A 12,154-nucleotide genomic window follows, 5' to 3' on the forward strand; every position below is an offset into this window, starting at 1 on the left:
GTCCACCGCCATGGCAGTCAATGCCTACGGGCCGCCGCCTTCCCGTGATCCCGCAGCGCGGGCCATGGGTCGGCGGCCCGGCCTGAGCGCGCGTGGCCTTGCTCTTTGGGTCAACCCGGCCGAGGGCGACGAGATTGATCCAGCAGTCTGGGATCGGGCAGCACGCATGGTGCTGGCCCGGGCCATGAAACTTGCCCCGGAGGCGGAAGTCCGCATCTGGCCCGCCATCGGGGCAGAACACTCCGGCGTCGGCGATACTTCCTGGGGCGGCACTCCGCAGGAAGCCGCCGACGCCGGTACCCACCCTTCCCTCTCCCTCGCCGACGCTCTGGCTGACGGAAATTCCCCCTCAAACGGACGAATCACCTCCGCACGCGAGGGTGATGTGTCCGTTAGCCGGGGTCGGACCGGAGGCGGCAGCACCGCCGTCGAGCCCGTCATGTTGGCCGGGCGCCGTAGTCAACTTGCAATCGACCTCGCGGCTGAAGTAGTACTGCTCGACGGCGTCCCGGTTGCCTTTACTGGCATGGAATACAAGCTGTTGCGCTACCTTGTGGTGAACTGCTCCAGGGCCATTAGTCGTGAAGAATTGCAACGCTTCCTGGAGTCATTTGACCTCCCCGGCGCGGCATTTCGCTCGATTGACGTTTATGTTGGAAGGGTGAGGCGGAAGCTCGGAAGCGCCCGCCACACTGTCGCCACCGTCCGTGGTGGTGGCTACCAGTTCGTGCCAGGCCCTTATGCCACAGTGCGCGGACCTGCGGAATACAGCATCTGACTTCGCTGTTCTGTCCTTAGACAATCCGTTTTTAGAATGACCAATGCCGGCTGCAAGCCGGTGAAACGCAAAGGATCGCCATGACCCAGAAACTCCTCGTCGGAACGCAAGCACCTGACTTCGCGCTGCTCGACGCCGACGGCACCAAGGTCTCGCTGTCCGACTACCGCGGACGCAACGTCATTGTTTACTTCTACCCCAAGGCAGCCACTCCGGGCTGCACCACCGAGGCCTGCGATTTCCGCGACAACCTCGCAAGCCTGCAGGGCAACGGTTACGACGTCATCGGGATCTCCCCGGACGCACCTGAGGCCCTCGCCAAGTTCACTGGTGAGTTCGCGCTGACCTTCCCGCTGCTCTCCGATGAGGACCACTCCGTGGCCCTTGCTTACGGCGCCTGGGGCGAGAAGCTTGTTGACGGCGAAATCGTCGAAGGCCTGGTCCGCTCCACCGTTGTGCTCGATGGCGAAGGCACCGTCAAGCTCACCCAGTACCAGGTCAGCGCCCAGGGCCACGTCCAGGCCCTGAAGGAAGAGCTGGGCGTCTAACGCTCTCTCACATCCCGCCGCTTTAAGGCAATCGTTCTCTCACATAACTGAACAAATTTTGTAACGCCCGCCCACTATTGTGAGCGGGCGTTACACGTCTCTTTACTAAACGTGACAAAACCCCTGCGGCAGTAGTTAATGGAGCCATGGTCTCAACCGCGTCCCCGCGCCACGCTGTCGTCGTCGAAGATGACGCAGACATCCGCGGCCTCCTCGTTTTGGTTCTTGAGCAGCTCGATTTCGTGGTCACGGAAGCGCCCGACGGTCTTTCCGGCGTCGAGGCTGTCCGTAACACCAACGCCGAACTGGTGACGCTGGACATCAACCTCCCGGACATCGACGGCATGGAAGTTTGCAGGCGCCTGCGGGAATTCTCGGATGCCTACATCATGATGCTCACCGCCCGCGCGGACGAGATTGACCGGCTCACCGGCTTGGACACCGGCGCGGATGACTACATCAACAAGCCATTCAGCCCCAAGGAATTGCAGGCCCGCATCCGTGCCCTGTTCCGCCGGGCCCGGACGCCCGCCGCCCCCGCCGAGGACACCCGCCAGACTGACGAACTCGCCCGCGCCGCGGTTGTGCAGAAAAGCCTCCTCCCGCAGGAAACAGTGCGGCTGAAAGACTACGACGTCGCGGGCGCCTTCCGCCCATCGCGCAGCGTGGGTGGGGACTTCTACGACTGGTACCAGACCAGCGACGGCATGCACCTGACGTTCGCCGACGCCATGGGCAAGGGCATGGGCGCAGCGTTGATAGCAGCCACCGTGCGTGCCGTCATGAGGTCCGTGGCAGACACCCCGGCAATCTCTGACGCCTTCGACTCCGCCAGCGCCACACTCACCTCCGATCTGGACCAGTCAGGTTCCTTCGTGACCATGTTCCATGCGCGCTTGGACAGTGCTTCGGGCAAGCTCAGCTATGTCGACGCCGGCCACGGACTTGGCCTGCACGTCCCTGCCGAGGGGGCCGCACGGAGGCTGGTTTCCGCCGGGCCGCCTGTCGGGATCCTGGACGGGCAGCAATGGCCTGCCGCGGAACTGCAGCTGGAACCGGGCGATTCGCTGGTGATCGTCAGCGACGGCGTGCTTGACGCGCACGATTCCCTGGAAGACTTCGTCCGGAACGTGGAGAAGGCCGCTCGGAGCGGCGGCAACTCGGACGACGTTTGCGCGGCCCTCCTGGAGCTGGCACCGGCGGCCACAGCGGAAGATGACGTGACCGCCGTCGTGGTTCACCGTCAACGGGATGTTGGACGTAAACCGGATGCAGGGCTGGAAGCCAATCGCAGCGGAGTAGCTCATACAATCCAGCACTAGCCACAAAAGGGGGGAACGTGACGCGATTCTGGACTCGGCTTTTCGTTGTCCTCACCGTCATTCTGGGCGTGAACTACGTGGCGTGGCGTTGGCTGGCTTCGCTGAACTGGGAAGCCTGGTGGATCGCTGTTCCGCTGGTGATTGCCGAGACGTACAGCCTCATTGACGTGATGCTTTTCGGCCTGACGGTGTGGAACCTCAAGATCCGCAAGCCACCGCCCGCAGCGCCGGATACCGCAACGGTGGACGTTTTCATCACCACGTACAACGAGCCCTTGGACCTGGTGATGACCACGGCCTTGGCCGCCATGGACATCCGCTGGCCGCACAGCACCTGGATCCTGGATGACGGCAACCGGCCGGAGCTGCGCGAGCTCGCGGAGGCCAACGGGATCGGCTACGTGACGCGCGGACCCGATTGGACGCCGGACATGCCGCGGCACGCCAAGGCCGGCAACCTGAACAACGCACTGATGGTCACCTCGGGCGAATACCTGTTAATTCTCGACGCCGACCAGATTCCCGAACCGGACATCCTGGATAAGACCCTGGGCTACTTCAACGATGACCGCGTGGCGTTGGTCCAGACGCCCCAGTACTTCGTCAACGTCCCCGACGACGATCCCTTGGGCAGCCAGGCTCCCCTCTTCTATGGGCCCATCCAGCAGGGCAAGGACGGCTGGAACGCTGCGTTCTTCTGCGGCTCCAACGCCATCCTGCGCAGGGAAGCCCTCATGCAACTGGGCCTGGTGGGCTACGTCAAAGCCACGGAACAGAGCGTTCGCCGTGCCCTGGCCGCATCACGGTCTGCCATCAAGAAGTCCCGGCGGTCCGCAGAGGCGCAGAACCCGCTGGTGGAGCAGATGCTCAACGAAGTTGAGGCCGCAACCAATGCAGCCCAGCAGGAACTTGAGGCCCGGGCACCGCTCAGCGAGATCACGTACCGCGTGCGCCGGAAGGTCGATGAGGCGGTGCGTACCCTCGTAGCCGCCGACTTCTCGGCGCTGCAAGCCGACCTCGAAGAGATCGCCGCCATGGAACTCGCCCACGTGGGCGAAACCGGTGTCACCACGGTGGCCAGTGACGCCGTCGATCGGATGTCCGGACGCGACTGGTCGCCTTTGGGCGCGCTCGAGTCGGTCCACGCCGTGCTGGACGCCATCTCCGTGGAACGCACCGACGAAGCCCAGCCCATCATGCCGCTGGCCACCATCTCCGTCACGGAGGACATGGCAACGGCGATGCGGATCCACGGCCTTGGCTGGAAGAGCGTGTACCACCACGAAATCCTCGCCAACGGTCTGGCTCCCGAGGACATCAAGACCATGCTGACCCAACGCCTTCGCTGGGCCCAGGGCACCATGCAGGTGATGCTCCGCGAGAACCCATTGGTCCAACGCCGCCTCACGTGGGGCCAGCGACTCATGTACTTCTCCACCATGTGGAGCTACCTGAGCGGCTTCGCGGCGGTGGTGTACTTCGCCGCTCCGATTATCTACCTGACGCTCGGCATCCTTCCCGTCAGCAGCCTGAGCTTGGATTTCTTCATCAGATTCATCCCGTTCATGGTGGTGAACCAGTTGCTGTTTGTGATCGCCGGTCACGGGATCCCCACCTGGCGAGGGCAGCAATACAGCCTCGCGCTGTTCCCCACCTGGATCAAGGCCTGCACGACGGCGGCACGTAACGTCTGGTTCGGCCGTCCCCTGGGGTTCGCCGTCACCCCGAAGGCCAGGCAGAGTGGCGGACCCAGTTGGAGCCTGATTCGTCCGCAGATCGTCGTTGCGGTGTTGCTCGCCGTTGCCATGGTTGTCGGGCTGGCGCGGCTTCTTTCTGGCCTGTCGGAGCCCCTCGGAACCCTGGTGAATGTAGCGTGGGTAACCTTCGACCTCGTGGTCCTGAGCGTCCTGGTCAAGGCAGTTTTGTATAAGGGTTTTGTCCCTGAGGAATTGGCGGGTCCGGAAGGTCCTGGACGCCCCGAAGAGAGGAATGCTGATGCAGTTTAGCTACGAGGTCAAAGACTCCTACGCAGAGGTGAAGAGCGTCGGCCGGTTGAACATGGTGGCTGCTCCGAAGCTGCGCGAAGTCGTGGCCGAGGTTGTGGCCGGTGGATCCAGCCGCGTGGTGGTGAACCTTGCAGAAACCGACTTCATGGATTCTTCCGGCCTCGGAGCCCTCATCGGTTGCCTCAAAGCGGCCCGTCAGGCTGGTGGGGATTTGCGGATCTCGGGAGTGCAGCCCCAAGTCAAAATGGTCCTTGAACTGACCAATATGGACCGCGTTCTGACCGCGTACTCAACAGCCGAGGAGGCGTTCGGAAATGACTGAGGTCATCGCACGCAGGGGCTACCACGGGCCGTCCAACGAGGAAGCAATCGAGGCCATCCATGGCGAGATCGATGCTTTGTGGGACGACGCCTCCTTCGTTCCGGACATGGACCGCATGACCTTCACCACCGCCGTCATCGAGGCCGCGGCCAACATCGTGCAACACGCCCTTCCCGTGGCGGAGAAGCCCGTGGAGATCGGTGTGGACATCAGCGTCCGGCCCGCCCGCCTGGTGGCGAGGGTCAGTGCCTTCAACGCCCGCGAGCCCTTCGCTGAGGACATGCAGCCCCACATGCCGGACGAGGACGCCGAATCCGGGCGGGGCCTTGCGCTCATCGAGGCCTTGGTGACGACGGTGACGTTCGAACGCCAGGACGGCACCAACACCTGGATCCTGACCCGCGAAACCTAACCCTCTCCCACTTCCAACGCCCTTTTGGGCGATCCTCTCCCACATCCAACGCCCTCTAGGACGATCCTCTCCCACATGGAGGTGAGAGAACAACGGCTGAAACCGGTCAGGACGTGAGAGAACATCGGCTGAAACCGGTCAGGATGTGAGAGAACATCCAACTACCACCGATGTTCTCTCACATCCAACGGGTTTCCCGGCGATTTTCTCTCACTTACGCCTTGTCGATTGCCTCTTTCAGCGCACCCAATACCAAAGTCACCGAGGCTCTGTTCGCGTTTGGGCCCATCATTCCGATGCGCCACACCGTATCCGCGTACTCTCCCACGCCGGAGCCGATCTCCATACTGAAGTTCTCCAGGAGGTAAGCGCGGACCGCGGCCGAGTTGACGCCGTCGGGCACTTTCACGGTGGTGAGGCTCGGCAGTCGGGCTCCTTCGGCGGCGAACAGCTCAAGCCCCATCTCCTGCAGGCCACTCTGCAGCGCAGCTCCGGCAGCGCGGTGGCGGGCTTGGACGACGTCGAGCCCCTCGGCGAGGATGCGGTCGAGCGCCGCTTCGAGACCGGCGATCATGGTGACCGGCGCGGTGTGGTGGTAAGTGCGGGCGCCACTGGCAGCGCCGACGTAGCCGCCGAGCAGGCCGATATCCAGGTACCAGGAGCGCGGATCCTTGATGCGCCGCTCAAAGGCGCGGTCCGAGACAGTGAACGGCGAAAGCCCCGGCGGAACGCCCAGGCACTTTTGCGTTCCGGCATATCCGACGTCGATCCCCCAGTCGTCTGCCCGGAGTTCCAGTCCGCCGATGGACGTCACGGCGTCGGTGATCAGCAGGGCGTCGCCCTTGCCTGCGCCCAGCGCAGCGATGTCAGAGAGAACGCCAACGGAGGTCTCGGCATGGACCGCCGCGATCACTTTCGGGTTGGGATGCGCAGCCAGCACACGCTCTGCGTCAACGGGCTTGCCCCATTCGTGATCCACCCGAACCACAGTGGCCCCGCAACGCCGCGCCACCTCGCACATGCGCGCCCCAAATAGTCCGTTGACAGCGATCACTGCCACGTCGCCGTCGGACACGGTGTTCACGAAAGCGGCCTCCATGCCGCCCGAACCTGTGGCACTCAGGGGGAGCGTGCGCGCGTTCGCAGTACCCCAGACCGTCCGTAGCCCCTGGCACGTCCGGTCCAGGCGTTGAATGAAGACCGGATCCAAATGGCCGAGCACTGGATATGCCATCGCGGCCATGGCTTCGGGGTAGCAATTGCTCGGGCCGGGGCCGAACAGGAACCTGGACGTCAGTATGTCTGGCATGTGCGAAACTCCTTCAGCTGGTCCTCGTCATTCTGCCCCAGCGCGGTGGCCGGGGCGAGCCACATCAACTGCCCCAAGCCCAAACTGCTAAGGTTACTCACCAATACGGAGGCCGCCACGCCGAGGGGACAGCCGCCACGGTAAGGGGACAAGGGTGACGACTGAAGGAAAAGAGCAGCCGGAGCAGGGCGTCCACGGCGAGGTAACCCAGGACCGGTTCGTCGCAGGGCAGGACCTTACCCGGTGGAAGTCCCCGGTAGGCCGCGTCTTGGCAGGGGCTGCACAGCGGATCACCAGGCTTCTGGGCCCTTATGCAGCATTGATCATCACCTTGGCGGTGGGGCTTGTGGTAGCCGTCTCCCTCGCCGTCGCTTTTGGCGAGGTGTACGAGTCGGTCACCGAAGCCGACGGGGTCGCGGGGTTGGACCACCCCGTCCTTGATGCCGCCAAGGCCGTTCGATCACCGGCACTGGACCTCGCCGTTACTGCCTACACCGATATTGGCGGCACGGTTGGCATGCCCATCATCGCGGTGGGGATCATGATCGCACTGGCCACAAAGCGCCGCTCGTGGACTCCTGTCATCCTGATGCTGACAGCAGGACTTGGTTCGCTCCTGATGACCGTCGCAGGCAAGCCCCTCTTCGGCCGCACCCGTCCGGACCTCGCGGACGCCGTTCCGCCCTACGAGCACTCGCCGTCATTCCCCAGTGGCCACTCCCTGAATTCGATCGTGATCGCCGGAATCGTGGCCTACTTGATCATTCTTCGCCTCAAAACGGCCAGAGCCAGGATCATCACGGTATTGGCGGCCTCAGCGTTCGCTGCAACCATGGGCTTGAGCAGGGTCTACCTTGGACACCACTGGCTCACCGACGTCCTGGCCGCGTGGGCTCTCGGCATTGCGTGGCTTGCCTTGGTTATTACGGCGCACCGCCTCTACCTCACTGTGAGAACACGGCGCTCGGGCGCGGTACTCTCTTGACACCAGCCCACGGGCTCGGCTTAACTATTTACGTATGCTGAAATAACAGTTCCATGATGCGGAAGCATTAGAAGCAAGCTTCCTCCAGCTGGAAAGCAGGAGTTCCGCATAGCCCACACCATGGATGCCAGCATTTGCACGAGGATGACACAAGCATGGAGCTTGCAGTATTCAACAATGTTGACCGGGACGAGGCCATCAGGACCCTAACTCCCTGCCTGGATATCAGCCGCTGGGTTGAGGACATCGCCGATGCGCGCCCCTTCACCAGCGTCGACGAACTGCTGGGGCAGGCCCGCCAGGCCGCCCACCCGTTCACACCCGAAGAGGTGGAGTCCGCGCTCGCCCACCACCCCCGGATCGGCGAACGGCCCAAGGCCCAAACCACCGAGGCGGCCATGTCGCGTTCGGAACAGTCCGGCGTGGATCCCAGCGACGACGGCACGGCCGCCGCCCTCGCGGAGGGAAACCGCGCCTACGAGGAGAAATTCGGCAGGGTCTTCCTCATTCGCGCCGCAGGACGCAGCGCCCAGGAGATCCTCGGTTCCCTCCAGGAGCGCCTCACGCACACACCCGAAGAAGAAGACGAAGTTGTGGCTGGCCAGCTGCGGGAGATCGCCTTGCTGCGTCTCTCAGGCGTGATCAGCGAAGGAGAAAATGCATGAGTGTTTCACAGGTAACCACGCACATCCTGGATACCGGCTCCGGGCGCCCGGCGGCGGGGGTCGCCGTCGTACTTTACGTCCGCGAAGGTGACAGCTGGACCCTGATCGCAAAGGGCGAGACTGATGCCGACGGCCGCATCAAGGACCTCGGCCCGGAACGGATTCCCGGCGGCGCCTACCGCCTGAACTTCGCCACCGGCGCCTACTACGAGGGCCTCGGCACGGAAACGTTCTTCCCGGAAGTGGACCTGAACTTCACAGTTTCGGACGCCGGCGAGCACTATCACGTGCCGCTGCTGTTGAGCCCGTTCGCGTTTTCGACCTACCGCGGCAGCTGACCCGCCCGCCGAGTTGCCAGATAATGCCAATGTTCCTGCCGAACATTGGCATTATCTGTCACTTGGGCGAGGAACGGTAGGCTGGAAGGCATGGCTTCTGAGGACACCAACGCCCACCCTGGAAATGGCACTGCCCGCCGCGAGATTACGGTTCGCCGGGCACCTAAGTTCGTTCCGTTCATGATTCTCGGCGCCATTGTGGGTGCAATCGTCGCCGCCTTCATCGCCTACGGTCGTCCAGCCGACCCCGCCTTCGATGCCAGCACAGTCTTCGGCTTCTTCCTGGTGGCCTGCGTTTCAGGAGGCGTGATCCTGTTCTCGATCCTGGCCCTGGTACTGGACCGCATCAGCGTCAAACGGACCAAGCGGGCAGTTGTGGAGGCCGTTCCGGATTCAGTTCCGGATGAAGGTCCAGAGAACGACGGCGGCCGCTAAGTAGGCACCCCAACTCGCCTCTTTCGGGGGTGCCGCTGTGAGACACGCCGCATTTTGGCGGAATCGAGCCTGTTCACGGGGTCACAAAGCCGGAGCGGGAACTTACCACGGCCACAACATGAGACAATCGACCAGTGGCACGTGGCGACGGAAAACTTTCTCATGATCTTCTCCCCGGCGAAAAAGGCCCTCAGGACGCTTGTGGCGTCTTTGGGGTCTGGGCTCCCGGTGAAGAAGTAGCAAAACTCACCTATTACGGGCTGTATGCGCTGCAGCACCGCGGACAAGAATCGGCTGGTATTGCTACCAGTGACGGCAAGCGCATCAATGTCTACAAGGACATGGGCCTCGTGTCCCAGGTCTTCGATGAGACAACCCTGAATACCCTTACCGGGCACCTGGCCGTTGGCCACTGCCGGTACTCCACCACCGGTGCCAGCCACTGGGCCAATGCTCAGCCCACCTTGGGCGCGACCGCAACAGGCACGGTTGCCTTGGCCCACAATGGCAACCTGACCAACACTGCGGAGCTCCGGGAGATGATCCTTGAGCGCAACGATGGCCAGCTGACCGGTGAAATGAAGCAGGGCAACACCTCTGACACAGCCCTCGTGACCGCCCTCCTGGAGGGTGAAGAGGGCAAGACGCTGGAGCAGACCGCATTGGAGCTGCTGCCCAAGATCAAGGGTGGCTTCTGCTTCGTCTTCATGGATGAAGGAACCCTCTACGCCGCCCGCGACACCTACGGCATCCGCCCGCTGTGTCTAGGCAGGCTGGACCGCGGTTGGGTTGTCGCTTCCGAGCAGGCCGGCCTCGCCACCGTTGGTGCAAGCTTCATCCGCGAAATCGAGCCCGGCGAGTTCATTGCCATTGATGAGGACGGGGTCCGCTCACAGCGCTTCGCCGAGGCTACACCCGCCGGCTGTGTCTTCGAGTATGTCTACCTCGCCCGTCCGGACGCCGCCATTGCAGGCCGCTCCGTATACGAAGCCCGTGTTGAGATGGGCCGCCAATTGGCCCGCGAAAACACGCATGAGGCCGACATCGTGATTCCGGTTCCCGAATCCGGTACCCCGGCGGCAGTCGGTTACGCCGAGCAGTCCGGCATCCCTTTCGCGCACGGCTTCGTCAAGAACGCCTACGTTGGCCGCACGTTCATCCAGCCGTCGCAGACCCTGCGCCAGCTCGGCATCCGCCTCAAACTCAACGCCCTTGAATCCGTGATCCGGGGCAAGCGCGTTGTTGTGGTGGATGACTCGATCGTCCGCGGCAACACGCAGCGGGCCATTGTGCGGATGCTCCGCGAGGCCGGGGCAAAAGAGGTCCACATCAAGATCTCTTCCCCGCCGGTCCAGTGGCCTTGCTTCTACGGCATCGACTTCGCCTCCCGGGCAGAGCTGATCGCCAACGGCGCCACCATCGAGGAAATCTCCCAGGCAATCGGCGCTGACTCGCTGGCCTACATTTCCGAGGACGGCATGATCGGTGCAACCCAGCAGCCGCGCGAGCGCCTCTGCACGGCGTGCTTCACCGGCCAGTACCCGATTGAACTCCCGGGCGCTGACAAGCTGGGCAAGAACCTGCTGGAGCGCACGGACCTTGGCGGTTTGCCCCCTGCTGCTGAGTCCCCCGATGACACCGAGGATCCAGCCGACAAGCCGGGCGCCACGGGCTGCGACCCCGGGCCCGACGCCGAATTCGATAACCTGCTGACCGACGCTGATCGTTTGACCGACGCCGACAAGAAAGAGTCCGTATGACCTCCGCATCCCCAGCCGCTGAGAATAACGCCGGTATCACCTACGCCTCCGCGGGTGTCGACGTCGAAGCGGGAGACCGCGCAGTCGAGCTCATGAAGGACGCCGTGAAGGCAACCCACAACACCTCGGTGATTGGCGGCGTCGGCGGTTTCGCTGGCCTGTACGACGTCTCGAAGCTGCTCACCTACAAGAAGCCGTTGCTGGCTACTTCCACCGACGGCGTGGGGACCAAGGTTGCCATTGCGCAGGCAATGGACATCCACGACACCATCGGTTTCGACCTCGTCGGCATGGTTGTGGACGACATCGTGGTTGTTGGCGCTGAGCCCCTCTACATGACGGACTACATCGCTTGCGGCAAGGTTGTCCCGGAGCGTATTGCGGACATCGTCCGCGGTATCGCAGCTGCTTGCTCGGTTGCCGGTACCGCCCTGGTTGGCGGCGAAACCGCTGAGCACCCGGGCCTGCTGGGTGAGCACGAGTACGACGTCGCGGGTGCCGCTACCGGTGTTGTCGAAGCCGACGCCCTGCTCGGCCCGGACCGCGTCCGCGCCGGAGACGTCGTGATCGGCATGGCTTCCTCAGGCCTGCACTCCAACGGCTACTCCTTGGTCCGCCGCGTCATCAACCACGCCGGCTGGGCTCTGGACCGCCAGGTTTCCGAACTCGGCCGCACACTTGGCGAAGAGCTGCTGGAACCGACGCGCGTCTACGCAGCCGACTGCCTGGACCTTGCCCGTACGTTCCCGGTCTCAGCCGGCGCAGCCGTCCATGGCTTCAGCCACGTCACCGGTGGCGGCCTGGCAGCCAACCTCGCGCGTGTCCTTCCGCAGGGCCTGGTTGCCACGGTTGACCGCAACACGTGGGAACTTCCCGCTATCTTCAAGCTGGTTTCCGAGCTTGGCAACGTGCCCCTGGCCGATCTCGAGCGCACGCTGAACCTCGGCGTCGGCATGGTGGCAATCGTGTCCCCGGAGGCCGCTGACGCCGCCGTGGCACGCCTCAACGAGCGCGGATTGCCGTCCTGGATCATGGGCACCGTTACTGCGGATTCTGACTCGATCGACAAGACCGGCCCGGACTACGTCCAGGGTGCCAAGGGCGTCGACGGCGGTGCCGTACGTTTGGTGAACGCCTACGCCTAGGCGGTTGTTGCCTGAGTAGAAAGCGGGCGGGCAGTTGACCTCAACTGCCCGCCCGCTTTTGCGTTTCTTGTTTGCGCCGTAGCGACTCAAAAGAGTCCTCGGCAACGGGGTGCCGACACCCAAGTTCAG

Annotated in this window: 13 protein-coding genes; 12 read left to right on the top strand and 1 reads right to left on the bottom strand. The window is 63.4% G+C overall.

The features are described from left to right. The first annotated feature begins 10 nt into the window (after positions 1 to 10). The 6 genes from LDN75_RS20820 to LDN75_RS20845 all read left to right on the top strand — a co-directional run bounded on the left by LDN75_RS20820 (position 11) and on the right by LDN75_RS20845 (position 5,388). The gene (locus LDN75_RS20820; RefSeq protein WP_223934580.1) at positions 11 to 778 is read left to right on the top strand and encodes a winged helix-turn-helix domain-containing protein; all 768 of its coding nucleotides are present in this window, start codon (positions 11 to 13) and stop codon (positions 776 to 778) included. An 80-nt stretch (positions 779 to 858) separates the two neighbouring features. Beyond that, positions 859 to 1,326, top strand: coding sequence for a thioredoxin-dependent thiol peroxidase (bcp, locus tag LDN75_RS20825; protein ID WP_216926569.1), 468 nt, complete (start codon positions 859 to 861; stop codon positions 1,324 to 1,326). 146 nt (positions 1,327 to 1,472) lie between these two features. Further along, on the top strand, positions 1,473 to 2,648 hold the full coding sequence (locus tag LDN75_RS20830; RefSeq protein WP_223934581.1) for a SpoIIE family protein phosphatase: 1,176 nt from the start codon (positions 1,473 to 1,475) through the stop codon (positions 2,646 to 2,648). Between the two features lie 17 nt (positions 2,649 to 2,665). Further along, entirely contained in the window at positions 2,666 to 4,654 is a 1,989-nt protein-coding gene (locus LDN75_RS20835) for a glycosyltransferase family 2 protein (RefSeq protein ID WP_223934582.1), read from the top strand. After that, complete coding sequence (locus tag LDN75_RS20840; protein ID WP_223934583.1) at positions 4,644 to 4,976, top strand: STAS domain-containing protein; 333 nt, start codon at positions 4,644 to 4,646, stop codon at positions 4,974 to 4,976. Before LDN75_RS20835 ends, LDN75_RS20840 begins: the two co-directional genes overlap by 11 nt. Continuing rightward, a complete protein-coding gene (locus tag LDN75_RS20845) occupies positions 4,969 to 5,388 on the top strand; it encodes an ATP-binding protein (protein ID WP_223934584.1) in 420 nt (139 codons plus the stop codon). The genes LDN75_RS20840 and LDN75_RS20845 overlap by 8 nt, the downstream gene beginning before the upstream one ends. Positions 5,389 to 5,602: 214 nt before the next feature. Here LDN75_RS20845 and LDN75_RS20850 read toward each other — a convergent pair whose 3' ends face one another. After that, a complete protein-coding gene (locus tag LDN75_RS20850) occupies positions 5,603 to 6,697 on the bottom strand; it encodes an alanine--glyoxylate aminotransferase family protein (protein WP_223934585.1) in 1,095 nt (364 codons plus the stop codon). Between the two features lie 154 nt (positions 6,698 to 6,851). Here LDN75_RS20850 and LDN75_RS20855 point away from each other — a divergent pair, with 154 nt between their 5' ends. From LDN75_RS20855 to purM, 6 genes are all read left to right on the top strand, one after another. After that, positions 6,852 to 7,682: a phosphatase PAP2 family protein gene (locus LDN75_RS20855; protein ID WP_223934586.1), complete on the top strand. Its 831-nt coding sequence runs from the start codon at positions 6,852 to 6,854 to the stop codon at positions 7,680 to 7,682. Positions 7,683 to 7,837: 155 nt separating this feature from the next. Then, entirely contained in the window at positions 7,838 to 8,347 is a 510-nt protein-coding gene (uraD, locus tag LDN75_RS20860) for a 2-oxo-4-hydroxy-4-carboxy-5-ureidoimidazoline decarboxylase (RefSeq protein WP_223934587.1), read from the top strand. Further along, on the top strand, positions 8,344 to 8,685 hold the full coding sequence (gene uraH / locus LDN75_RS20865) for a hydroxyisourate hydrolase (protein ID WP_223934588.1): 342 nt from the start codon (positions 8,344 to 8,346) through the stop codon (positions 8,683 to 8,685). Before uraD ends, uraH begins: the two co-directional genes overlap by 4 nt. A 90-nt stretch (positions 8,686 to 8,775) precedes the next feature. After that, positions 8,776 to 9,120, top strand: a complete 345-nt coding sequence (locus LDN75_RS20870; RefSeq protein WP_223934589.1) for a hypothetical protein — start codon at positions 8,776 to 8,778, stop codon at positions 9,118 to 9,120. Positions 9,121 to 9,254: 134 nt separating this feature from the next. Continuing rightward, positions 9,255 to 10,880: an amidophosphoribosyltransferase gene (purF, locus tag LDN75_RS20875; RefSeq protein WP_223934590.1), complete on the top strand. Its 1,626-nt coding sequence runs from the start codon at positions 9,255 to 9,257 to the stop codon at positions 10,878 to 10,880. Beyond that, positions 10,877 to 12,025: a phosphoribosylformylglycinamidine cyclo-ligase gene (gene purM, locus LDN75_RS20880; RefSeq protein ID WP_223934591.1), complete on the top strand. Its 1,149-nt coding sequence runs from the start codon at positions 10,877 to 10,879 to the stop codon at positions 12,023 to 12,025. The genes purF and purM overlap by 4 nt, the downstream gene beginning before the upstream one ends. Positions 12,026 to 12,154: the final 129 nt, after the last annotated feature.

It is taken from the genome of Arthrobacter sp. StoSoilB5 (assembly GCF_019977235.1).
In the GTDB taxonomy this organism is placed as follows: Bacteria; Actinomycetota; Actinomycetes; order Actinomycetales; family Micrococcaceae; genus Arthrobacter.